At 68.3% G+C, this 22710-nt stretch carries 16 protein-coding genes; 4 read left to right on the plus strand and 12 right to left on the minus strand.

The window, feature by feature from the left end; genetic code table 11:
- Positions 1 to 11 precede the first annotated feature (11 nt).
- The gene (locus tag AC1RRS_RS20640; RefSeq protein ID WP_492856797.1) at positions 12 to 2495 is read right to left on the minus strand and encodes a TonB-dependent receptor; all 2484 of its coding nucleotides are present in this window, start codon (positions 2493 to 2495) and stop codon (positions 12 to 14) included.
- Between the two features lie 174 nt (positions 2496 to 2669).
- Between AC1RRS_RS20640 and AC1RRS_RS20645 the strand changes: the two genes are divergently transcribed.
- The gene (locus tag AC1RRS_RS20645; protein ID WP_492856798.1) at positions 2670 to 3584 is read left to right on the plus strand and encodes a hydroxymethylglutaryl-CoA lyase; all 915 of its coding nucleotides are present in this window, start codon (positions 2670 to 2672) and stop codon (positions 3582 to 3584) included.
- A gap of 166 nt (positions 3585 to 3750) precedes the next feature.
- Here AC1RRS_RS20645 and AC1RRS_RS20650 read toward each other — a convergent pair whose 3' ends face one another.
- From AC1RRS_RS20650 to AC1RRS_RS20670, 5 genes are all read right to left on the minus strand, one after another.
- The gene (locus AC1RRS_RS20650) at positions 3751 to 4161 is read right to left on the minus strand and encodes a DUF2141 domain-containing protein (protein WP_492856799.1); all 411 of its coding nucleotides are present in this window, start codon (positions 4159 to 4161) and stop codon (positions 3751 to 3753) included.
- Between the two features lie 14 nt (positions 4162 to 4175).
- Positions 4176 to 5351: an aromatic ring-hydroxylating dioxygenase subunit alpha gene (locus AC1RRS_RS20655; protein WP_492856800.1), complete on the minus strand. Its 1176-nt coding sequence runs from the start codon at positions 5349 to 5351 to the stop codon at positions 4176 to 4178.
- Positions 5348 to 6556 carry a serine hydrolase domain-containing protein gene (locus AC1RRS_RS20660; RefSeq protein WP_492856801.1) on the minus strand — a complete coding sequence of 403 codons (1209 nt, stop codon included), beginning with the start codon at positions 6554 to 6556 and terminating at the stop codon, positions 5348 to 5350. Before AC1RRS_RS20660 ends, AC1RRS_RS20655 begins: the two co-directional genes overlap by 4 nt.
- Positions 6556 to 7449 (minus strand): SMP-30/gluconolactonase/LRE family protein, encoded by an 894-nt coding sequence (locus tag AC1RRS_RS20665; RefSeq protein WP_492856802.1) that lies wholly within the window; start codon positions 7447 to 7449, stop codon positions 6556 to 6558. Before AC1RRS_RS20665 ends, AC1RRS_RS20660 begins: the two co-directional genes overlap by 1 nt.
- An 80-nt stretch (positions 7450 to 7529) precedes the next feature.
- A complete protein-coding gene (locus AC1RRS_RS20670; protein WP_158285832.1) occupies positions 7530 to 8084 on the minus strand; it encodes a TetR/AcrR family transcriptional regulator in 555 nt (184 codons plus the stop codon).
- A gap of 279 nt (positions 8085 to 8363) precedes the next feature.
- Here AC1RRS_RS20670 and AC1RRS_RS20675 point away from each other — a divergent pair, with 279 nt between their 5' ends.
- Both AC1RRS_RS20675 and AC1RRS_RS20680 read left to right on the plus strand, forming a co-directional pair.
- Positions 8364 to 10976, plus strand: a complete 2613-nt coding sequence (locus AC1RRS_RS20675) for a TonB-dependent receptor (protein WP_492856904.1) — start codon at positions 8364 to 8366, stop codon at positions 10974 to 10976.
- An 87-nt stretch (positions 10977 to 11063) separates the two neighbouring features.
- The gene (locus tag AC1RRS_RS20680; protein WP_492856803.1) at positions 11064 to 12377 is read left to right on the plus strand and encodes an MFS transporter; all 1314 of its coding nucleotides are present in this window, start codon (positions 11064 to 11066) and stop codon (positions 12375 to 12377) included.
- Positions 12378 to 12506: 129 nt separating this feature from the next.
- Here the strand turns inward: AC1RRS_RS20680 and ku are convergent, their stop codons facing one another.
- The 6 genes from ku to AC1RRS_RS20710 all read right to left on the minus strand — a co-directional run bounded on the left by ku (position 12507) and on the right by AC1RRS_RS20710 (position 20942).
- Positions 12507 to 13349: a non-homologous end joining protein Ku gene (gene ku, locus AC1RRS_RS20685; RefSeq protein WP_492856804.1), complete on the minus strand. Its 843-nt coding sequence runs from the start codon at positions 13347 to 13349 to the stop codon at positions 12507 to 12509.
- A gap of 1 nt (position 13350) precedes the next feature.
- A complete protein-coding gene (locus AC1RRS_RS20690) occupies positions 13351 to 14817 on the minus strand; it encodes an alpha,alpha-trehalose-phosphate synthase (UDP-forming) (protein ID WP_492856805.1) in 1467 nt (488 codons plus the stop codon).
- A complete protein-coding gene (otsB, locus tag AC1RRS_RS20695) occupies positions 14814 to 15608 on the minus strand; it encodes a trehalose-phosphatase (RefSeq protein ID WP_492856806.1) in 795 nt (264 codons plus the stop codon). Before otsB ends, AC1RRS_RS20690 begins: the two co-directional genes overlap by 4 nt.
- Before the next feature lie 132 nt (positions 15609 to 15740).
- The gene (locus AC1RRS_RS20700) at positions 15741 to 17537 is read right to left on the minus strand and encodes a glycoside hydrolase family 15 protein (protein WP_487290822.1); all 1797 of its coding nucleotides are present in this window, start codon (positions 17535 to 17537) and stop codon (positions 15741 to 15743) included.
- 49 nt (positions 17538 to 17586) lie between these two features.
- The gene (locus tag AC1RRS_RS20705; RefSeq protein ID WP_492856807.1) at positions 17587 to 19740 is read right to left on the minus strand and encodes an amylo-alpha-1,6-glucosidase; all 2154 of its coding nucleotides are present in this window, start codon (positions 19738 to 19740) and stop codon (positions 17587 to 17589) included.
- Positions 19741 to 19877: 137 nt separating this feature from the next.
- Positions 19878 to 20942, minus strand: coding sequence for a glycosyltransferase family 4 protein (locus AC1RRS_RS20710; protein WP_492856808.1), 1065 nt, complete (start codon positions 20940 to 20942; stop codon positions 19878 to 19880).
- A gap of 346 nt (positions 20943 to 21288) precedes the next feature.
- On the opposite strand from AC1RRS_RS20710, the gene AC1RRS_RS20715 reads away from it, so the two are divergent.
- A complete protein-coding gene (locus AC1RRS_RS20715; protein WP_487290825.1) occupies positions 21289 to 22650 on the plus strand; it encodes a L,D-transpeptidase family protein in 1362 nt (453 codons plus the stop codon).
- The last annotated feature ends 60 nt before the right edge of the window (positions 22651 to 22710 follow it).

Genomic DNA, 22710 nt, shown 5'->3' on the forward strand with positions numbered 1-22710 from the left:
CCGTCGAACCGTCAGAACTTCACGGCGAGCTCCACGCCCCAGGTCGCGCCGGCGGCGGGCGAGACGAAGCTGCCGCCGAACTCCGGCGCCGGGATCACCTCGGCGGCGTAGTCCTCGTCCAGCACGTTCTTGCCGAAGGCCGTCAGGCTCCACGCGTCGGCCTCGACCCCGGCCCGCAGGTCCAGGGTGGTGTAGGCGTCGCGCCGGCTCTTGGCGTAGTTGGCCCGGCCCAGAGCGCCATAGCTCAGCTCGAAGACGGTGGGATTGTCCTGGTCCTGTACGACGTGGAACCAGGTCGGTCCCGTGCCGCGCACATCGGCCCGCAGGTGCAGCGACAGGTTCTGCGGCAGCGGGTGGGTGTAGTCGGCCGCCAGGTTCCAGGTGTAGCGCGGCGTGTAGGGCGACTCGTTGCCCACCGTGTCGGGCCGCACCGAGTTCTTGCGGATCTCGCTGTCGGTATAGGCGCCGGAGGCCTCCAGGATCAGGTTCGGAGCAGCCTTGTAGCGCAGGCCCAACTCCGCGCCCTTGATCCGCACCTCGTCGATGTTCGACACCACGCGCAGCAGGCCGAACGGCCCGACGAAGAACTCGAAGAACTGCATGTCGTCGACATCGGTCTGGTAGGCGGCGGCGTCCACGGTCAGGCGGCCGTCGAACATCCGGCCCTTGGCCCCGATCTCGAAGCTCTTGGAGACTTCCTTGTCGAAGTCGTCGCGGATGGTCACCGGCTTGTAGCCGGCCGCCGTGCGCACCGGGTTGATGAACAGGTTCACCGTCGCGGCGCTGCCCTGGCTGTTGAAGCCGCCCGACTTGAAGCCGACGCCCCAGTCTCCGTAGAGGGTCCAGTCTTCGCTGGCCTTCCAGCGCAGGGCGATCTTGGGCTGGAGCTGGTCGTAGGTCTTCTTCTGGTCCTTGATGCCGCCGGGATTGATCGTCGTGTCGAGGCCGGGGTTCAGGGCCGCGCCGCCGGTGTAGGCCGGACCGTCGAAGTCGATGTACTTGGTGCGCGCGGCGGTCGGCACGAGGTTGTGGACCTTGCGCTCCTCGCGGTCGTACCGCAGCGCCAGCGAGCCTTCGAGGCCGGGCGCGAAGTCGTAGGCCAGTTGGCCGAACACGGCCGCCACGTCGCTCTTGAAGTCGTCCCAATAGAGCTGCTCGGTCGAATAGGCCGAGGACGAGGGCACGTAGAGCGACCGCGGAATCTCGCCGCCGCCGTCCAGGCCGGTGGCGACGCCGACCTCGCGGTCGATATGCAGGGCGTAGGCGCCGACCATCCAGCGCAGGGCCTGGTCCGAGCGCGAGGTCAGGCGCAGCTCGCCCGACAGGTCGCTCTGGTCGCGCTTCTGGTACTGGTAGCCGTCGCAGGTGGTCGGCGTGTAGGGGCCGAAGAACGAGCCGGCGGCCGTGGTTCCCAGGTACTGCGGCGAGGGCAGGGTAACGCCCTTGGCGTTCAGCGCCGCGATCGAGGCCGCGCAACTGGCGCTGGCGTTGAAGAAACCGAACGAGGCCGAGGTGCCGTCGGCGACCAGGTCGTTGTCGATGTCGGAATAGAGCGTCCAGCCCGTCAGGGTGGCGAAGCCGAGGTCGCGCTCCAGCTTGGCCGAGACCTCGAAGGCCTCCTGCCGGTTGGTGTGCTGCACGTTGTTCTGGAAGACGAAGTCGTGGTCGTTGACGTCCTCGTAGTAGGACGGCGTGCTCAGCACCGAGGCGAACGAGGGCAGGGCGAAGACGGCGTTGTAGGCGATCGAGCCGGCCGTCAGCCGGCCGTAGCGGGCCTTGAGGTCGAGCTTGGTCTTATCGTCCAGCCGCGCCACCAGGCGGCCGTTCAGATTGTAGCCGCGATAGCGGTCGACGGCGCCGTCGCTGAACTGGCTGTCGTAGAAGCCGTCGGTGCGTCGCCAGTCGGCCGACAGGCTGCCGGCCAGCTTGTCGGTGAGGGGGCCGGCCACCCGCAGGTCGCCGGCGTAGCTCTTGCGGTTGCCGGCGCTGAGCTTGGCCGAGCCTTCGAACTCGTCGCCCGGCTCGACGGTGGAGACGATGATCGCCCCGGCGGCGGCGTTGCGGCCGTAGACCGCGCCCTGCGGACCCTTCACCACCTCGATCTGGCGCAGGTCGGAAAATTCGCGGTTGAAGGCGGCCGGATTGGCCATCTGCACGTCATCGACGACGAAGGCGAACGAGGCCTGGGCGTCGCGGGCGCCGTTGACGCCGCGGATGTTGACCTGGGCGTCGCCCTGCTCGGCTGCCTGCACCAGGCTGACGCCAGGGGTCAGGGCCACGAAGTCGGCGGCGCGGGCCACCCCGGCGGCTTCCAGCGTCGACTGGCCCAGGGCGGTGACGGCGGCGGGCACGTCGCGCAGGTTCTCGGCCCGCTGGCGGGCGGTGACCACGACTTCCTCGACGGCGGTGTCCTGGGCGGACGCGGCGCCGGCCCAGGCCAGGGCCAGCAGCGATACGCCGGCGCAGGCGGCGAGTGTTCCAGCAGCAGTTTTCATTGATCAGCTCCCCTCGTTGATCGGGGGAGCTTGCGCCGCGTACCGACGTTCGCTGCGCGGCCGCGCGGGCTCCCCGCCTGTCGGGCGCCGGGGGCGGGGCGCTGGTTTCGAAGGCGCCGCCGCGCATGCTCGCGCGCCATGCCTGCCCGCGTCGCGGGCGTCGAGGAACACGTCATGACCACCCGCATCGAGATCGTCGAAGTGTCGCCCCGCGACGGGCTGCAGAACGAGAAGACGATGGTCTCGGCGACCGACAAGGCCGCTCTGGTGCTCAAGGCCGTCGAGGCCGGCGCTCGTCGCGTGGAGGCGGTCAGCTTCGTCAATCCGCGCGCCGTGCCGCAGATGGCCGACGCCGACGAGGTGATGGCCCGGCTGCGCGGCCAGCAGGATCTGCGCTCGCGCGGCGTGTCGCTGATCGGCCTGGTTTTGAACCGCCGGGGCCTGGACCGCGCCATCGCCGCCGATGTCGACGAGGTCAATTTCGTGGTGGTGGCCAGCGAGACCTTCAACGCCCGCAACCAGGGCGTCCCGGTCTTCGAGACCCTGCGGCAGATCTCCGAGGCGCCCGAGGTCGCGCGCCAGGCCGGCTTGAAGCTGGGCGTCACCATCGCGGCGGCCTTCGGCTGTCCGTTCGAGGGCGAGGTGGCCGTCGAGCAGGTGGCGCGCATCGCCGCCGAACTGGCGAGCTTCGGCGTCACCGAGATCACCCTGGCCGACACCATCGGCGTGGGCGACCCGCTGGCGGTCGAGACCCGCTTCGGCGCCGTCCGCGCCGTCGCGCCCGGCGCGGTGCTGCGCGCCCACTTCCACAACACCCGCAACACCGGCCTGGCCAACGCCTTCGCCGCCTGGCGATCCGGCGTGGCCAGCCTCGACGCTTCGATCGGCGGCATCGGCGGCTGCCCCTTCGCCCCGGCCGCCACCGGCAACGTCCCGACCGAGGACCTGGCCTACATGTTCGCGCGGATGGGCGTGGCGACGGGGCTCGACCTGCCGTCGCTGATCGACACGGCGGGCTGGCTCAAGGGCGTGCTGGGCGCGCCGAGCCTGCCAGGGATGGTGTCGAAGGCGGGCGGATTTCCCAACTGATTCTTCTCCCCTTGCGGGAGAAGGTGGCGGCGAAGCCGACGGATGAGGGGTCTCTCAAAAAGCAAACGCCGCGAAAGCTGATCGGCTCTCGCGGCGTTCGAGGTCTGTGCGACCCCTCACCCGACCTCCTTCGGAGGCCACCCTCTCCCGCAAGGGGAGAGGGGTCTCAGTACTTCAGGCTCACCGCCACGCTGGCTCCACCGGCGCCGACGTCCACCGCCGAGTCCTCGAACTTCGGCGGGCCGAACCTCGCCTTGGGATCGCGCGACAGGCCGACGCCGTCGGCGGGCAGGCCCAGGGCGGTCTTCTTCATCACCCCGTCGCCGTCCTCGTCATGGAAGGCCAGGAACGACCACTGGCCGGGCGGCAGGTTGGCGATCTTGGCGGTCACCGCGCCGGAGGCGGCCGGGACCTTCACGTTGTAGGGGCAGGTCTTCAGGAAGGTGGCCTTGTCGCAGGCCGAGACGACGATCTGGCCCTTGGCGCCGCTGACGCCGGAGACCCGAACCTCCACGGGAGCCGCGTGAGCGGCCCCCGCGGCGGCGGCGAGAGCGATGGCGAGGATGCTCGATTTCACGCTTTTCGCTCCCACTATTCGGCCGCGGCCGGCGCTTGGCCGCCGTGGCGCTGTTTCAAGGCTTCCTGGCGCACCCGCTCGCCGTCGACCAGCGGCACGGTCTTCAGCAGGAAGTCCTTGGCCAGCTTCGGGTCGGCGCGGTCGGGCGAGGGGATGACCATCGCCCGCTTGCCCTGGATGTCGCGCTCCATGGCGTCGACGTCCAGCGCCCAGCCCTTCTCGATCAGCTCGCGGCGCTTGTTGCGCCAGGCCACCATGATGCCGTCCGACTTCACGCTGACTTCCTCGTGCAGATAGACGGGCAGCAGCTCGGGGCAGACCTTTTCCATGATCACGCGGTCCTGCTCGAAGATGCGCAGGGTGCGGCGGCGGCTGTCGCCGTCCCAGATCTTCTGGGTCAGGAAATTGCGGGCCATGATCCAGCGGGTGATCGTGGTGGTCTCGTCGATCGGCGTGTTGACGTCGAAGATCACCGTCGACCAGGTCGGCGTCGGGCGGATCTGGATCCGCACGTGGGCGCCAGAGACGTGGAAGCCGTTGCGCACCGTCACCATGCTGCGCTTGGCCTTGCGGAAGAACTTCCACATGCCCTTGTACTCGGGCGGCACGAACTTCAGCTCGGCATAGGCCGAGTACTCGTCCTGCTCGAGGGTGAACTCGTGGACCTGCGGGGCTTCCTTGTCGCCGAAGCTCGGGTGGACGAAGGCAGCGTGCGAGGGGTCGATGCCGTTCTCGGTGATGCGGGCGTAGTTCGCCTTCCACTCGTAGGTGCCGCGGATGCAGCGCCAGGACGGATCGTCGAACTCGGGGAAGGGCGGCAGGGGCGGGCGCTCGGCCTCGGGCAGGTCGCCCATGAACACCCAGATCATCCCGTACTTCTCCTGCACGGGATAGGAGTCGATCTTGGCGCGCGGCGGGATCTTGGCGTCCGGCTCCTGCGACGGGATCTTCACGCACTTGCCGCCGCCGTTGAAGCGCCAGCCGTGATAGGGGCACTCAATGGCGTCATCCACGACCATGCCGCTGCCCAACGACGCGCCGCGGTGGATGCAGACGTCCGACAGGCAGCTGACCTTGCCTTTGGAGTCGCGGAACACCACGAACTCCAGGCCCAGCATCTTCACCCGCTTGTGGCCGCCCTTGGCGATCTCGTCGCTGTAGTCGGCCACGTACCATTGGTTCTTGATCATGGCGTCTTCTCCGGCTGCGGGGCGGGGGTGAGTCCGCGGAGGATGAGATTGGGTATCTTGGTGTCGTCCCAGTCGTCGAGGTCCACCCCGTCGCGCAGGATCACCAGTTTCTGCGAAGGCACGATCCAGAGGCGGCGCTTGCCCCAGCCGTCGAGGAAGATCGCATCTTCCGCGGCGATCGGTTCGGCCGACTTGCTGCTCTTGTCGGGACGCTCGGGCGTATAGATGCGGTCGGCCGCGTAGGGGCGGCCGCGCCAGATCTGGAAGCCATAGCCCGGATTGGCCTTGCCGGGCGCGCTCATGGCTTCGACGTACGAGGCCGGCAGGACCTCGCGGCCCTCGAACGAGCCGCCATTGGCCAGCATGACGCCGATGCGCATCCAGTCCTGCACCTGCGAGACCAGGCAGCAGTCGCCGTGGGCCAGGCCGCCTTCCTTGGCCAGCCACAGCTGGCCGTCGTGCATGGCCAGCGGACGGAACAGCTTCTCCGACATGTAGTCGGCGAAGGTCTTGCCGGTGGCCCGCTCGACGATGACGCTCAGCGCCACCGGGTCGGGATTGTGATGGCCGAACACCGTGCCCGGCGGGTGGGTCGCCTTCAGGCCCAGGTTGTCCTTGGCCAGATCCGGCGACAGGAAGGTGCGGATGGTGCTGGACCACGGCGCGTAGGAATAGTCCGGCGCCGCCAGGCCCGACGACATCTGCAAGAGGTCGCGGATGGTGATCTTCGCGCGCTCGTCGCCGCGCCACTCGGTGATGAAGTCGGCGGCCGGCTGGTCGACCGACTTGATCTTGCCGTCGGCGATCGCGGCGCCGATCAGCATGCCGGTCAGGGTCTTGGTGAAGGAGTGGGCCTTCATCCGGCTGGTGGGGCCCACGCCGTTCCAGTAGCGCTCGTAGACGATCGCCCCGTCCTTGACGACGATCAGGGCGTCCGACTTGCGGGCCCCGGCGTAGTCGGCGGCGGCGTCCAGGGCGGCGGGATCGATCCCGGCCGCCTGCGGCGTGGTCTTCGGCAGGGCCTTGCCCGGCGCGCCCTTCACCACCGCGACCGGCTTGTACCAGTCGATCGGCGGCTCCAGCGGATTGACGGTCAGGGCGCGGAAGTAGCGGCTCCAGTAGAGCGGCGCCGACGCATAGGTCGCCGCGCCCGCCAGGACGACGACGCCGAGGCCCGCCAGCAGGATCTTGCGCTTCTTGCCCATCAGGCCGCCTTTGCTTCCACGATCGAGGTGACGCCGAACGGGATGTCGAGCTTCACGCTGGCGACGACCTCGCCGCTGTCCAGCGCGATCTTGGCCAGCTGGCCCGAGAAGAAGTCGCCGGCCCAGAAGTGCGCGCCGTCTTCGGTGGCGCGCAGGAACGACCAGCCGCGGCCTTCCGGCACGGCGTAGGTGCGGACCACCGAACCGTCCTGGGCCACGCGGCGCACTTCATTGCCGCAGCTGACCAGCACGTCGTCGTTCGGGGCGGTCGCCAGGCCGAACACCATGCCCGGGGGATCGGTGCGGACATAGAGGGGCGACAGCTGGGCGTCGGCCTCAATGTCGTAGCGGAAGACGGTGTGGCCGGTCTCGGAGACGTAGGCCACGGTCTTGCCGTCCGACAGCAGGGCCAGGTGCGTGACGCCCAGGAAGCCCATCACGCCGCCATGATACTCGGGGCGATAGAAGCGCACGACGCGGCCGTCGGCGTCGAAGCGCACCAGGCGGCCTTCGCCGGTGAAAGGCGGGGCGAGGCCTGACAGGTGCTCGCCAGCCAGCGCGCCGCCGTCGGGCAGGAACACCATCGAGCCCAGGCCTCGACCGGGGAGAAGCGAGGCCTGGCCGGGAACGCGGCGTCCGTCGGCGTCAATGCGGGTGACGTTGCGGGCGAAGGGGTCGAGGGCGTTGAGCTCGCCGGTGCGGGGATTCACCGCCAAGCCCGAAACCATGCCGAATTCGCCCGTGTGCAGCGCCGCCTTCACCTGCAGATCCGGGCCCAGCAGCAGGATGCGCGACAGGCCCAGTTTCAGCTGGTGGTCGGTGACCGTGGTCGCGGCCACCCAGAGGTCTCCCGCCTGGGGTTTGACGGGAAGAGAAAGGGGGTCGCCGAACATGAAGGTCTCCGCGTGCCATTCAGTCCCGCGGTTGGCGGGATGCTCGGAGATTTTCAAAAAGGGACCGACCGGTCAATTTTCTATTCGGCGATATCCGCCTGACGAGAAATCGCGACCTCGACGCCCGTCTGGTAGCGGCCCATCACGTGGTCGAGCATGCCAGCGACCTTATCCCAGGCGTCGTCGTCGTGAAGATCGAAACCGAAGAAGTTCGGCTCGAACTTGGCGCGCATGCCGATGTAGGAGACGGCCGACAGCATGGTCATGGCCACGGCCAGCAGTTCCTTGTCCTCGCTGCGCTGGCCGATGAACAGCCGCTCGTACTCTTCCCAGATGCGGATGCGCACGGCGGTGACGGCGTCGCGCAGTTCGGGCGGCCCGGCGAACTCGCCGGCCATGATGGTGGCGACGGCGGGGTGGGCGCGCAGGGTCGAGGCGTAGGCCCGCACCAGCATGCGCAGGCGCTCCATCGCCGGGCGCTGGTGGAAGGTCTCCAGCGACTCGTCGATCATGTCGGTCAGGCGGGGCCAGACGCCGGTGCGGCGCACCCAGGCGTCGGCCACGCCGCCCAGTCCGCCGAAATAGTCATAGATTTGTTTCTTGCCTACGCCCGCTTCCTTGATTAGGGCGTTCACACCCGCGTCGTGGACGCTTCCGCGCTCCATAAGACGCCCAAAAGCCTCCACGATCGCTGCTTCAGTGGCGATCCGACGTGATTGTCGAGGCTTGGGCGCGGCGGCGATCTCTGACAGCATGGCTTACTTTCCTGAACTCCTATCCGATGGACGGACAAACGCTTTATCGCAAGACCTGTATTGGTCCGGCTCCATCATCTTGACCGGCGGGGAACAGTCGCGGTGAACGCGGCGGGGTGTGGTCAAGATTTGAAGAGGGGAGTCATGACCAAGTCGGCGATGAATATCTACTGTGCGAGCGCGAGCGCTCTTACGCTTTTGGTCTGCGCGGGGCAAGCCTTCGCGCAAACGACAACTTCAGAAGAGTCCACGGTGATTGGAGAGATCACCGTCACGGCTCGCGGTAAGTCGGAAGCTCTGCAAGAGGTTCCAATCAGCATCAATGCGGTGTCGGCGGAGACGATCGAACGCCGTAATATTTCTGACATCGCTCGGGTGGCGCAATCGACCGCCGGCCTGACCTTTGATCAGGGTCTGACGCCTAGCGATACGCGTCCGGCCATCCGCGGCGTGCAAGCCGTTCGGGGCCGTCCGAACGTGGCCATCCTGGTGGATGGGGTCGACACGTCTTCGGAAGCCTTCGCCACCGCTGGCGGCGGCGCTCTGGCGAGCCTGCGCTTCGTCGACGCCGAGCGGATCGAAGTGGTGAAGGGCCCGCAAAGCGTGCTCTACGGCCGCTCGGCCTTCTCCGGCGCGATCAACTACATCTCCAAGCGTCCGAACCTCGACGAACTCGAGGCCAAGGTCAGCCTGGAAGCCGGCAGCTTCGGCCTCAAGGAAGGCAAGGCCTCGATCAGCGGTCCGCTGGTCCAGGACAAGCTGGCGCTCAGCCTGAACGTCGGCGCCTGGGAGAACGACGGCCAGTACCGCAACAGCGTCAGCGGCGCCAAGGTCGGCGGCGGCGAGTCCAAGGGCGCCGCCCTGGGCCTGCTGATCAAGCCGATCGAGAACCTGACCATCTTCGCCCGCGTGCAAAGCTCGCACGAGGAATACGACCAGATGGCCCGGGCCTTCATCACCTCGGTGAACCCGACGACCGGCACGCCGAACACCGCCAATCTCGGCGTCGCGGCCATTGACCCGAAGACCGGCAAGTCCGGCTACACGGTCGCCGGCAACCTGGCCAACGCTTCGGTCGTGAAGAACAACCTGGTCGCCTATTCGCTCGATACCCGCACCGGCAAGGACTACGCCGGCACGGTCACCGACGCGACCCGCGCTTCGTTCGACATCAGCTACGAAAGCGACTGGGGCACCTTCACCTCGCTGACGGGGATCACCCGCGGCGAGACCACGCAGGTGCAGGACTTCGACAACAGCGACTACAGCCTGAGCAGCGCCGAACTGGCCTCCTATGCGGGCCTGCTGCCGACCTACAGCAGCTACTACGCGTTCATGCGCTTCTTCGGCATGTCGACCACCCCGCCGACCACGGGCCTGCCCGCGACCGGCTTCTCGGTGATGCTGGACGACACCTTCCACACCCGGCAGCAGAGCCAGGTGCTGCGGTGGAACAAGGACTTCGGCAAGCTGCGCACCTCGCTGGAAGGCCTGTACTTCCACGAGTACGCCGACCAGATCAACAAGGACCAGTTCTGGATGCGTTCGGGCGCCGACGCCCGTCTCGCGGCCCTGGTCTCGATCTTCCAGGGCGGCGGCGCCACCTCGACCGGGGCCTTCCAGGCGCCGACGACGGCGGTGAAGGCCACGGCCGACTATCCGCTGAAGATCTCGCGTGAGACCGACTCGCTGTCGTGGGCCGGCAGCGTCGAATACGACGTCACCGACGCTCTGACCCTGCGTTTCGACGGCCGCTACATCGAGGAACGGATCGCCTATCACGGCAGCCCGTACCAGCCGATGTACTACCGCCTGTTCGGCCTGCGATATCTCTGCGTCGCGGCGCTGGGCTGTACTTCCGCCAACGCGGCGGCGGCGCGGACGGCGCAGCTGGCGGCGACCACCCAGATCGACAAGAAGACGGTCAAGGATCACGCCTTTACGCCGAACTTCGTGGCCAACTACAAGCTCACCTCGCGCAACTCGGTCTACGCGTCGTACGGTGAAGGCTTCAAGCCGGGCGGCGTCGACACCACCGGCACCAGCGGCAGCGTCGACACGACCTTCAAGCCGGAGAAGCTGAAGAGCTTCGAAATCGGCTCGAAGAACGTGTTCCTGGACGGCGGCCTCGTTCTGAACGGGGCGATCTTCTACAATATCTACCAGAACCAGCAGATCGGCACGACCAAGGTGCTGAACGGCACCTCGGTTCCGTCGGTCGAGAACGCCGGCGAAAGCAAGAGCAAGGGCGTCGATCTGAGCGCCGACTGGCGGACGACCAGCTGGCTCACGCTGAGCGGCAACTACACCTACACCGACGCCGAGTTCACTGACTACAAGGTCTCGACCCCGGGCTACTTCGACCGGATCGAGTCGAACAACGGCAACTACACTGGCAAGGCTGTGCCGCTGACGCCCAAGCACAACCTGAACCTCTCGGCCCTGCTGACCGGCGACCTGCCGGTGGGCGCGGGCTGGACCTGGACGACCGAACTCACCGGTCGCTACCAGTCCAAGCGCTACATCACCCAGAGCAACCTGACCTGGCTGCCGAGCTACTTCGTCTCGGATCTGCGGGCTGGGATCACCGACGGGTCGTGGAGCGTCGATCTGTCGGTCACCAACCTGTTCAACGACGACACTCCGAAGAACGCCATCGCGGCGACCGACTTCGGCTTCTTCGACCTGAACAACAACACCCCGGTTCGCGCCTACGTCGTCAGCCTGCCTGACAAGCGCGCCGGCTCGATCCGCATCAGCAAGACCTTCTGATCCTGCTGATCGTGTGAACTGCCAAGGCCCGGCGCGCCTGCGCGCCGGGCCTTTTCCTTGCCCCCAAGCTTTCCTGGAGTTCCCCAAATGGCGAAGGCCAAAGATCCCGAGCGCTTCGGCATAGTGGCGATCGAGCCGGGCGTACGCGCCGGCCACATGTGGACCGCGCTCTACGCCTCCTTCGTCAATATCGGGCTGGCCACGACGGTGGCGATCATGACGCCCTACGTGCTCAGCGCCAATCTGGGCGTACCGCTCGACCGCCAGGGCTCGGCCCTGGGGATCCTCAACCTCGTCAACGAGGTGGCGCTGCTGTTCGTGTTCGGCCTGGCCGGAGCGTTTGCCGACCGCGTGGGGCGCAGGGCGGTCTACGCCGTCGGCTTCCTGGCGACGGCGGCGGGCTATCTGCTCTATCCGCTGGCCACCAGCCTGTGGGACCTGTCGCTCTACAAGGTGATCTACGCCATCGGCATCGGCGCGACGACGGGCATGCTGTCGACCGTCCTGGCCGACTATGTGAAGGCCCGCGACCGCGGCAAGATCGTCGCCCTGTCGGGCGTGCTCAACGGCCTTGGCGTGGTGGTGCTGGCGCTGGCCATCGGCAAGCTTCCCTCCATCTTCGTCGCCGACGGCATGGGCGAGAAGGCCGCCGGCCAGGCCGCCCTGGCGGTCGCGGCGGTGATGTGCGTGATCTCTTCGGCGGTGATGTGGTTCGGTCTCAAGCCGGGCGTGGCGACGCGCACGGTCGAGCGGCCCAAGCTCTCGACCCAGCTGGGCGTCGGCGTGGCCGCCGCCAAGGCCAATCCGCGCATCGTGCTTGCCTACGCCTCGGCCTTCGTGGCCCGGGGCGACCTGGCCATCGTCGGCGCCTACGCCATCGCCTGGGGCAAGAAGGCGGCGCTGGAGAACGGCGCCACCCTGGCCGACGCCCTCGACCAGGGCCGCATCCCGTTCATCGTCGCCCAGTCGGCGGCCCTGCTGTGGCCGGTGGTCGTGGCCCTGATGATCGACAAGGCCCACCGCCTGACCGCGCTTGCCGCCTGCATGCTGCTGGGCGGGGTCGGCTACCTGGCGACGATCTTCATCGACGATCCGCTGAGCAAGGCGGCCATGCCGCTGTTCGTGCTGCTGGGCGTGGGCCAGATCAGCGCCTTCATCGGCTCCCAGGCCCTGATCGGCAAGGAAGCGCCGGAGGAGGGCAGGGGCGCCGTCATCGGCTTCTTCAACCTGTGCGGCGCGTTCGGCATCCTGGTGCTGGGCACGGTCGGCGGCGTGCTGTTCGACGTGGTCGGCCCGGCCTCGCCGTTCGTGCTGGTGGGCATCCTCAACGCGATCGTCGGCTTCGGCTGCATCTACCTGCGTCTGAGGGAGGCGAAGTCGCCGGTGGCCGAGGCGGCCTAAGACGCCAACCCAACGCCGATCTCCCCCGCGAAGGCGGGGGTCCAAGCCGAGTCTGGTGAGATGCGCCGAGCCTCGTCGATACCTCAGCTTGGATCCCCGCCTTCGCGGGGATGCTCGGACTTTGGGCCGCTAGGAGGCCTTCTTCGCCTTGGCCGCGGCCTTCGCCGCCGGCTTCCGCGCAGGCGGCTTCGCCGGCGCCTTGCCGCCCAGGCTCTTGCGCAGCGCCTCCATCAGGTCGACCACGTTGGTGTCCTCGGGCGGCGCGGCCGAGACCTTGGCCTTGCCGCCCTTTTCCTTGCGCTTGATCAGGGCGCGCAGGGCGTCTTCGTAGCGGTCCTTGAAGGCCTGCGGCTCGAACGGTCCGTCCTGCTGCTCGATGATCTTGCGGGCGATGGCGATCATCGAGGCGTCGGCCTTCTTGGCCGGGATGTCGTCGAACAGGTCGGCCGGGTCGCGCACCTCGTCGAAGGACCGCAGCGAGTAAGCGATCAGCCCCTTGCCGCGCGGCTCGATGGCCAGCAGCCGCTCGCGGGTGTGCATGACCACGCGGCCCAGGGCGATGCGTTTGGCGCTCGCCATGGCGTCGCGGATCACCGAATAGGCCTCGACCGCCAGCTTGCCGTCGGGGACCAGGAAGTAGGGATTGTCCCAGTAGAGGCGGTCGATGTCGGCCACGTCGACGAAGCGCTCGATATCGATCGTGCGGGTGCTCTCCAGCCGCACGCTCTCGATCTCCTCGGGCGTGACGATGACGTAGCGGTCCTTCTCGACCTCGTAGCCCTTGACCAGGTCCGATCGCTCTACGGGCCCGAGATCCGGGTCCGTCGCCACCATCTTGATGCGGTTGTGGGTCTTGGGGTGCAGCAGGTTGAACCGCACCTCGCCGCCGGGATTGGTGGCGGTGTAGAGCGCCACCGGGCAGGTCACGAGCGAGAGCCGCAGGTGGCCCTGCCAGGTGGGGCGGGCGGCCATGCTACTTCTTGGCCCCGACCAGGGCGGCCTTCTTGACCGTCACGACCGACGGTTCCTCCTCGGGGACTTCGGTATTGGCCGCTTCGGCCACCGGCGGACGCCCCTTCAGCGCGGCCACGAAGTCGTCGCGCCAGGCGGTGACGTCCTGGCGGGTGACGTTGTCCATCAGGGCCTCCCAGCGCCGCTTTCGCTCGGTCTCGTCCATGGCCAGCGCCCGGCTCAGCGCGTCGGAAATCTCCTCGGGGCTGTTGGGATTGATGATCAGCGCCTCCTTCATCTGCCGCGCGGCGCCGGCGAAGCGCGACAGGATCAGCACGCCCGGATCCTCGGGGTTCTGCGAGGCGACATATTCCTTGGCCACCAGGTTCATGCCGTCACGCAGGGGCGTGACCAGCGCCGCCCGGGCCGCGCGATAGACCCCCGCCAGCTCGTCGCGCCGGTAAGAGCGGTTGAGATAGCGGATCGGCGTGAAGTCCATCTCGGCATAGGCGCCGTTGATGCGGCCGATCAGGCCGTCCAGCCGGTGGCGGATGTCCTGGTAGGCCTCGACCTCGTCGCGCGAGATCGGCGCGATCTGCAGCAGCATGACCTCGTTTCGCGCCTCCTCGTTGTCGTGCAGGAAGCGCTCGAAGCCGATCAGGCGTTCTTCCAGCCCCTTGGAATAGTCGAGGCGATCGACGCCCACGACCATCTTGCGGAACACGCTGTGGGCCGCCATCCGGTCATAGACCCGCATGGCCCGCGAGCTCTTGGTGATGCGGGCGAAGTCCTCGGCGTCGATGCCGATCGGGAAGGCCCCGGCCTCGGTCACCTGGCCGAAGGCGCGCAGGCGGCCGTCCTCGGTCTTCTCGCCGCCGACCTCGTTGAGCACATAGCCCTCGAAGGCCTGCAGGCTCTCCTCGGTCTGGAAGCCGATCAGGTCGTAGTGGAACATCGCCTCCACCAGCGGCCGGTGGCGGGGCAGGGTGACCACCAGCTGGTGGGCCGGCCAGGGGATGTGCAGGAAGAAGCCGATGCGGTTGGTCACGCCGAGGCGCCGCAGCTCCCGCGCCATCGGGATCAGGTGGTAGTCGTGCACCCAGATGATGTCGTCCGGCTCGATCAGCGGGCGCAGGGTCTCGGCGAAGCGCTTGTTGACCCGGTCATAGCCCTCGCCGAACGAGCGGTCGTAGGCGGTCAGGTCGACGCGATAGTGGAACAGCGGCCACAGCGTCTTGTTGGCGTAGCCGTTGTAGTACTCCTGGTAGTCGCCTTCCTCGAGGTCGACCGTGGCCACGGTCACGCCCTCGATGCGCTGCATCGACAGCTGGCCGGTGAACTCCGGCGTGGTCTTGCCGCTCCAGCCGAACCAGATGCCGGAATATTCGCGCAGGGCCGCGGCCAGGGCCATGGCCAGGCCCCCGACGCTTTCCTCACCCTTGCCGGACGGCGGATTGACGCGGTTCGATACGACGATCAGGCGGCTCATCGGGCTGCCTCGCTGGTCGTGACGGCCTGGGCGGCGGCGTCCAGCCAGGCGTGAACGGCCTCCGGGCCGTCCAGGCGATAGGTCGCTGCTGTGGGGCGCTCGGGACCCACCAGCACGCCGAAACCGCCGAGGCGGGCGGCGGCCGCGAAGCCGTCCTCGTCGGTCAGGTCGTCGCCGACGAAGATCGGCGTGGCGCCATGGAAGGCCGGTTCGCGCAGCAGGGCGGCGACCGACGAGCCCTTGTCCTGGCCGGGCGTGCGCAGCTCGGCGACCATGTCGCCCAGTTGCAGGACGAGGCCGGTCTGGCGCGCCAGGCGCTCGGCGGCCTCGACCACGGCGTCGGCGGCCGAGGGGGTGTTGCGGTAGTGCAAAGCCAGACTCAGATGCTTGTCCTCGAGCAGCAGGCCGCGATCGCAGCGGGCGAGGTCGCCCAGCACGTCGCGGGCCTCGGCCAGGCCTTCGTGCGGTTCCGAGCGCCAGGCGCCGGCCGGCGTGCGGCGCTCCAGGCCGTGCACGGCGGCCAGATAGGCCACGCCGTCCTGGCCAAGGATGCGCGAAAGATCGTCGAGCGAGCGGCCGCTGACCACGGCCACCCGGTCGTTCAAGGCCGTGCGCAGGCGCGCCAGCAGGGCCGCGCGCGCGGGGTCTGGGCCGACGTCGTCCGGACGCGGCATGATGGGGGCGAGTGTTCCGTCGAGATCGAGGAACAAGGCGGCGTTACTGGGAATCTTGATGGGCGGCGGCGGAAGATCCGACGGCGCAAGCCGAGCGGCAGACCCGTACACGGTCATGCAGTTAGGCCCCTTTCACTATGGAACTAGGCGCCAACAACGCATCCGCGGCCGGTTTCGATCCCCTGCACGGTCCAGCTGTGCGTCACGTTTCGCTCACCAAAACGTGCAGGGGATGGGGTTGACGCTCCGTCAGCGGACGGAAGTCCACGGCCGGCTGAGCAAGGCCGCGCAGTTGATCAGCCCCACCAGCGAATAGGTCTGCGGGTAGTTGCCCCACAGCTCGCCGTCCTCGAAGCCGATGTCCTCCGACAGCAGGCCGGCGGCCGTGCGGCGGCCCAGCATCTCCTCGAACAGATCCCGCGCTTCCTCGATGCGGCCTTCCAGATAGAGCGCCTCGATCAGCCAGAAGGTGCAGATGTTGAAGGCCGTCTGCGGCGTGCCGAAGTCGTCGGGCAGGGCGTAGCGCAGCAGGTAGCTGCCCTTGCGCAGGCCCGCTTCGATGGCCGCCACCGTGGCCTTGTTGCGCGGGTCGTCGGCGGCGATGTAGCGCAGGTCCACCAGTTGCAGCAGGCTGGCGTCCAGTTCCTCGCCGCCGAAGGTGGCCGCGAACCGGCCCAGGGTCTCGTTCCAGGCCTGGCTGTCGATGGCGCCGCGCACCTTGGCCGCGCGCTCGTTCCAGAAGACGGCGCGGTCGGCCAGGCCCAGCTTCTCGGCGACATTGCCCAGGCGGTCGCAGGCGGCCCAGCACATCACCGACGAATAGGTGTGCACGTTTGCCCGGCCGCGGAACTCCCACAGGCTGGCGTCGGGCTGGTCGTGCAGCTGGAAGGCCCGCTCGCCCACCGGCTCCAGGGCCTTGAAGTCGTCGATGGTGGCCGGTCGCAGCAGGCGCTCGTCGAAGAAGGCCTGGGTCGAGGACAGGATGATCTGGCCGTAGACGTCGTGCTGCTGATGCTCGAAGGCCTGGTTGCCGATCCGCACCGGCCCCATGCCGCGATAGCCGGCCAGGTCCGGGGCGAAGCGCTCGATCAGCGCCGGCTCGTAGCCCACCCCGAACAGCGGCTGGATATGGCCGCCGGCCGCCCGGTCGACGATGTTGCGCAGGTAGGAGAGGTAGTTCTCCAGGATGTCGACCGCGCCCAGGCGGTTGAGGGCCTGGACCACGTAATAGGCGTCGCGCAGCCAGCAGTAGCGGTAGTCCCAGTTGCGGCCGCTGTTGGCGTGCTCGGGCACCGAGGTGGTCATGGCCGCGACGATCGCGCCGGTCTCCTCGTGGGTGCAGAGCTTGAGGGTGATGGCCGCTCGGATCACCGCCGACTGCCAGTCGAGCGGCACGGCCAGGCCCCGCACCCAGTTCAGCCAATAGTCCTCGGTCTGCTGCAGCATGCGGGCGCAGGTGGCGCCGACGTCGGCGTCGAAGCCCTCGTCCGCCCCCAGGAACATGGCGATCGGCCGCTCGATGCGGAACGTCCGCTCCTCCAGGATGTGCGAGACCGGGCAGTCGGTGGTCAGCCGGATCGTCATGTCCGAGCACAGGTAGCGGATGTGGTTGGAGCCGTTGGTGTGCTCGGCCAGGCGGGCGCCCCAGCTGGCCGTCGGGCGCAGGCGGATGGTGGCGCGGCACACCCCGCTCAGCGGCCGCACCAGGCGGATGAAAGCGGTGGGACGATAGATGCGGCTGAATTGCTGGAAGCGCGGCGCGAAGTCGATGATCTCCAGGCTCGCCCCGTCCGCATCGGTGATCACCGTGCGCAGGATCGGGGTGTTGCGCAGATAGGCCTGCTCGACGCTCGTCGCGCCGTCCACGACCACGTCCCACAGCCCCTTGCCGCCCTCGAACGGCGGCTCCAGCCCGCTGAGCAGGGTCGAGAACACCGGATCGGAGTCCACGCGGGGCATGCAGCCCCAGACGAACCGGCCGTCGCGGTCGATCAGGGCGTTCACGGCGCAGTTGCCGATCGGGAAGAGGTCGAGGTTCTGGGGCATGGGATCTTGCTCTTCTTGTTCTTGGGACGCTTGTAGAGGGCTTGGGGGACTAGCAGCGGGTCAGGATCGGCACGGTCGAGCGCCGGCCGGCCTGCACCGTGACATGGCGGCCGACGTGCTCGAAGGAAACATCGGTCAGCTTGTCGCCGACGCCCAGGTTCTCGATCGACAGGCTGTCGATGCCGATCGGCAGGCGCGGCTCCTGGATGCGGATCTCGCCGGCCCAGCCGTCGACGGTGATTCCCAGACAGGCTTGGAGCATCATGAAGGCCGAGCCGGCCGCCCAGGCCTGGGGCAAGCAGGCCACGGGATAGGCCACCGGCGGCTCGCCCGGCTGGCGGGGGAAGCCGCAGAACAGTTCCGGCAGGCGCATCTCGTAGTGGGCGGCGGTCTCGAACAGGCCCGAGGTCATCCGCACCACGCCGTCGCGGTGGCCGTAGCGGGCCAGGCCCATGGCGCAGATGGCGGTGTCGTGCGGCCAGACCGAGCCGTTGTGATAGCTCATCGGATTGAAGCGCGGCTCGCCCTCGGCCAGGGTCCGCACGCCGAAGCCGTTGTGGAACACGTTCGACAGCAGGGTTTGCGCCACCTTGGCCGCCCGCTCGGGCGAGGGCAGGCCGCAGAACAGCAGGTGCCCGGGATTGGAGCCGCGCACCCGGCAGGGCTGGCCGTGGCCGTCGATGGCCATGGCGTAGAAGCCCTTGTCCTCCATCCAGAACCGGTCCTCGACCATGGTCCGCAGGTGCTCGGCCTTGGCGCTCCAGCGCTCGGCGTTGTCGGCTTCGCCGCGCCGGCGGGCGAGATCGGCCATGCCCTTGAAGGCGGCGAAGGCGTAGCCCTGCACCTCGACCACGGCGATCGGCCCGTCGGGGAACTTGCCGTCGGCGTGGAAGACGCTGTCCTCGCTGTCCTTCCAGTTCTGGTTGGACAGGCCGGTGTCGGCGCCGCGGGCGTAGTCGATCAGGCCGTCGCCGTCGCTGTCGCCGAAGTGCTCTATCCAGCCGATGGCCGCCTGCAGGCGCGGCCAAAGGCTGTCGATGAAGGCCAGGTCCCCGGTCCGCTCGGCATAGGCGCAGGCCAGGGCCACGAACAGCGGCGTGGTGTCGACCCCGCCGTAATAGCGGCCGAAGGGCAGCTCGCCGAGGGCGGTCATCTCGCCCTTGCGGGTCTCGTGCATGATCTTGCCGGGCGCGCTGTCGCGGAAGGCGCTGACCTCCTCGGCCTGGTGGGCGGCCAGATAGGCCAGCACCCCGCGCGCCAGGCGCGGCTCGATCCACAGCACCTGCCAGGCCGTGATGATGGCGTCGCGGCCGAACGGGGTCGAGAACCACGGGATGCCGGCATAGGGATAGGGGCCGGTCTCGAACTCGGTGGTCAGCAGGGCCAGATCCGCCCGCGACTTCTCCAGCCAGTCGTTGAAAAGGCGGCCGGAACTGTTCAGCCGCGCGCCCCGCCGACGGCGGCCGCGCATGTCCAGCCTTGCGCGGGCGGCGGCGGCGCGCCAGCGCTCGCGGGTCGGCGGATGGTCCGGAACCGGCCCGACCTCGAGATAGAGGTCGAAATGGGTGTCCGGCGTCAGCATGAACATGAACTCGGCGCGTTGCGGCGTCAGGCGTCCGGGCGGTTCGGAGAAGGCGATGACGCTGTCGCGCCGCAGTTCGTCCAGGCCCTGGTAGGCGAAGTGCACCGAGCGGCCGTTCAGCTCGGCGGGCAGCACCCGGCCGCGCGCCTTGCGCTTGGAGCCGCGCACCTCGAACATGTCGTGGAAGTCGGCGTCGTACTCCAGGATCACCGGCAGGATGACCATGTCGCGGCTGTAGTTGACGAAGCGCAGCCGCTCATAGAGCCGCTCCGACCACAGGAAGCGCTTGCGCTCGATATGGATCGCTCCGTGCGGGGCCGAGGATCCGCCCAGCGACTGGACGGTCTGGTTGGTCGAGTGCGAGGTGAAGAAGACGTTGTCCTGCGAGACGCTGGCGCTCAGCAGGGCAGGCGGCTTGCCGCCGATCAGCAGGCGCAGGCGTGACAGCAGCCGGGTGTCGTCATGAAACAGGCCGTCGGCCGCCCCCAGCACGTCGCCGAAGGCGTCGGCCACCAGGAAGGTGTCGCGGTCCTTCAGGGCGAACAGCCGGTAGGGCACGCGCGGTTCGCCGGTTTCGCCCTGCTCGCCGGCGGTCAACGGGGTCGGTGCGAGGTCGTCCATTCGATGCCCCTTAATCCGGAACGCTGGGTCTTAAACGCGATCAGCGGCCGCGCCGGTGAGGGCGCGGTCGCTGAAACTTGAAAATACAATGCGGCCTCAGGCCGGCAGCTTGGCCGTTGGGCTGGACCGCCGACGGGTCAGGCGCTCTGGGCCAGGGTCAGGCGCGGCGGCTGGGCCGCCTCGTCCAGGCGCGCATAGATGTCGAGATAGCGACGGGCCATGGCGTGGGCCGAGAACCGGGTCTCGAACCGCGCGCGCACCGTCTGGCGCGACAGGTCGGGCAGGCGGCGCAGGGCGGCGACGGCCTCGTCCTCGTCGTCGACGATGAAGCCGGTGACGCCTTCCTCGATCACCTCGGGCACCGAGCCCCATTGGTAGGCGATCACCGGGGTGCCGCAGGCCATGGCCTCGATCATCACCAGGCCGAAGGGCTCGGGCCAGGCGATGGGGAAGAGCAGGGCGTCGGCGCCCCCTAGGAAGGCCGACTTCTCGGCGTCGCCGATCTCGCCGACGAACTCGATCAGCGGGTGGTCGAGCAGCGGTTCTACGACGGCGTGGAAGTACTCGCGGTCGGCGGCGTCCACCTTGGCGGCGATCTTCAGCCGGCGGCCGACCCTTTTGGCGATGGCGATCGCCCGTTCGGGTCCCTTCTCCGGCGAGATCCGTCCGAGGAAGGCGAGGTAACCCTCTGGTTTCGGGTGGTATTCGTAGATCTCGGCGCACATGCCGTGCAGCACCGTGCCGGCCCAGTTGGCGAAGGGCAGGGGCGCGCGCTGGCTGTCGGAGATCGAGACCAGCGGAAACTGCGGCCAGCGGCGATAGACACCCGGCAGGTCCTTCAGGTCGAGCCGCCCGTGCAGGGTGGTCAGGGTCTTTCCCGCCATGCCCTCGAACAGCGGGAAGTGGATCATGTCGGTGTGGAAGTGGATGACGTCGAAGTCGTCGGCGCGGCGGCGAACCTCGGCCAGCATGGCGATGTGGGCGGCCAGGTCGGACTTCAGCGGGGCGGGATCCAGGCGGATCGCCTGGTCGCGGACGACCACCAGGTCGGCCTTGGTGCGGGCTTCGGCGGAGGCGAACAGGGTGACCTCGTGGCCCAGGTCGACCAGGGCGTCGGTCAGGTGCGCGACCACCCGTTCCGTCCCGCCGTAGAACCGCGGTGGAACGGCTTCGTACAGGGGCGGAACCTGGGCGATTCTCATGTGTGGTGATCCTGCCAAGGACGATTGTGGCGCAAAGGCGCCGACGTCGGAATGCAAACCGCGAGTGTGGCGTTAAGGTTCCGCAACGTGAGAAAGAACCAAAAGGCGACCTTGGCCGTTGCAGTTTCACGATCCTCGCGTTGACGAAGCCGACGCGGAATTGCCATTTGGGAAGCGCGCGGAGGGGCCGCGCGCAATGTGCGTGCGAGACCCGTCGACGGTGAGACAGAGCCTGAAAGTTTCGACCGCCCTGCTTGGGGCGGCCCTGTGGATGTCGGCGGCTCCAGCCGTTCATGCTCAAGCTCAAGTCCGGCCGGTCCGGGCGCCGCAACAGGCGCCCGTGCCGGTGCCCGCGCCGCCGGCCCTGCGCGCCGACCAGATCGACCTGCTGGCCAAGGCGTTGATCAACGCGCCCTCGCACGGTTTCGAGCCCGGCGCCTTCGCGCCCGACCGCGCCCTGGCCCAGCTGGACTCGCGCAACGGCGCCGACCGCCAGGCGGGCTTGAACCAGCTGATCGCCCTGACCCTGCGCTACGCCAAGGCCGTGCACAGCGGCCGCCTAGCGCCCGCCGACTTCGACGCCAACTGGGGCCTGCGCCCGGCCGCCTACGATCCCGCGCCCGGTTTCGCCGCCGCCGTGCAGAACGACCAGCTGGCCGGTTGGCTGGAAGAGCTGTCGCCGCCCTATACCGGCTATCAGACCCTGCAGAAGGGCCTCGTCACCTATCGCGACATCGCCGCGCGCGGCGGCTGGGCGGTCATCCCCGAGGGGACGCCGCTGAAGCTGGGCGACAAGGCCGATCCGCGCATCGTCCAACTGGAGGCCCGCCTTGCGGTCGAGGACCCCACCATCGCCGTCGATGGCGTGGCTGTGTTCGACGAGGCCCTGCAACAGGCCCTGATGCGCGCCCAGAAGCGCTTCGGCCTCAATCCCGACGGCGTGCTCGGCAAGGGCACCCTGACGGCGCTGAACGTGCCGGTGCAGCTGCGCATCGACCAGATCGTCGCCAACATGGAGCGCTGGCGCTGGCTGCCGCAGGAACTGCCGGCCGACCGCATCCAGGTCAACATCGCCGCCGCCGTCATGAGCGTCTTCCACCACGACGCCCCGACCCTGACCATGCGCGCGGTCACCGGGCGTCCGGGCGACGAGACGCCGATGCTGCAGTCGGCGATCCACTCGATCGTGCTCAATCCGCCCTGGAACGTGCCGTCGTCGATCGCCACCAAGGAACTGTGGCCCAAGGAGCGGGCCAATCCGGGCTATCTGGCGCGCAACGACTTCATCGTCATCCCGACCGGCGACGGCGGCTCGCGTCTGCAGCAGAAGGCCGGCGACAAGGCCGCCCTGGGCCTGGTGAAGTTCGACTTCAACAACCCCTACGGCGTCTACCTGCACGACACCCCGTCGCGGGCCAAGTTCGCCAGCTACAGCCGCCTGGCCAGCCACGGCTGCGTGCGCCTGGAAAAGCCGATCCCGCTGGCCAAGCAACTGCTCGGCGGCAGCGCCGAATGGACGCCGGAAAACGTCGACACGACCATCGCATCGGGCAAGACCGTACGCGCCCAGCTGGCCCAGCCGATGGCCGTCTTCCTGCTCTACTGGACCGCCTATGTGACCCCGGACGGGCAGGTGAATTTCCGCGACGACCCCTATGGGTGGGATCGCGCACTCGTGCAGCGTATCGCCGCAGCGAAAGCCGTCTGAGCGCCTCGCCGGGGCGCCCAAGCGACTGTCTTTAAAGCACTTGAAGCGTGGCCGGCGTCA

Source organism: Caulobacter sp. GW821-FHT12A07 (assembly GCF_058807655.1).

What these genes read in the sequence shown, in the direction of transcription:
- AC1RRS_RS20660 (WP_492856801.1), bottom strand. Translation starts at nt 6,556, where the DNA reads ATGGGCAAGAAGCGCAAGATCCTGCTGGCGGGCCTCGGCGTCGTCGTC.
- AC1RRS_RS20710 (WP_492856808.1), bottom strand. Translation starts at nt 20,942, where the DNA reads ATGAGAATCGCCCAGGTTCCGCCCCTGTACGAAGCCGTTCCACCGCGG.
- AC1RRS_RS20705 (WP_492856807.1), bottom strand. Translation starts at nt 19,740, where the DNA reads ATGGACGACCTCGCACCGACCCCGTTGACCGCCGGCGAGCAGGGCGAA.
- AC1RRS_RS20675 (WP_492856904.1), top strand. Translation starts at nt 8,364, where the DNA reads ATGAATATCTACTGTGCGAGCGCGAGCGCTCTTACGCTTTTGGTCTGC.
- ku (WP_492856804.1), bottom strand. Translation starts at nt 13,349, where the DNA reads ATGGCCGCCCGCCCCACCTGGCAGGGCCACCTGCGGCTCTCGCTCGTG.
- otsB (WP_492856806.1), bottom strand. Translation starts at nt 15,608, where the DNA reads ATGACCGTGTACGGGTCTGCCGCTCGGCTTGCGCCGTCGGATCTTCCG.
- AC1RRS_RS20665 (WP_492856802.1), bottom strand. Translation starts at nt 7,449, where the DNA reads ATGTTCGGCGACCCCCTTTCTCTTCCCGTCAAACCCCAGGCGGGAGAC.
- AC1RRS_RS20700 (WP_487290822.1), bottom strand. Translation starts at nt 17,537, where the DNA reads ATGCCCCAGAACCTCGACCTCTTCCCGATCGGCAACTGCGCCGTGAAC.
- AC1RRS_RS20690 (WP_492856805.1), bottom strand. Translation starts at nt 14,817, where the DNA reads ATGAGCCGCCTGATCGTCGTATCGAACCGCGTCAATCCGCCGTCCGGC.
- AC1RRS_RS20640 (WP_492856797.1), bottom strand. Translation starts at nt 2,495, where the DNA reads ATGAAAACTGCTGCTGGAACACTCGCCGCCTGCGCCGGCGTATCGCTG.
- AC1RRS_RS20680 (WP_492856803.1), top strand. Translation starts at nt 11,064, where the DNA reads ATGGCGAAGGCCAAAGATCCCGAGCGCTTCGGCATAGTGGCGATCGAG.
- AC1RRS_RS20655 (WP_492856800.1), bottom strand. Translation starts at nt 5,351, where the DNA reads ATGATCAAGAACCAATGGTACGTGGCCGACTACAGCGACGAGATCGCC.
- AC1RRS_RS20645 (WP_492856798.1), top strand. Translation starts at nt 2,670, where the DNA reads ATGACCACCCGCATCGAGATCGTCGAAGTGTCGCCCCGCGACGGGCTG.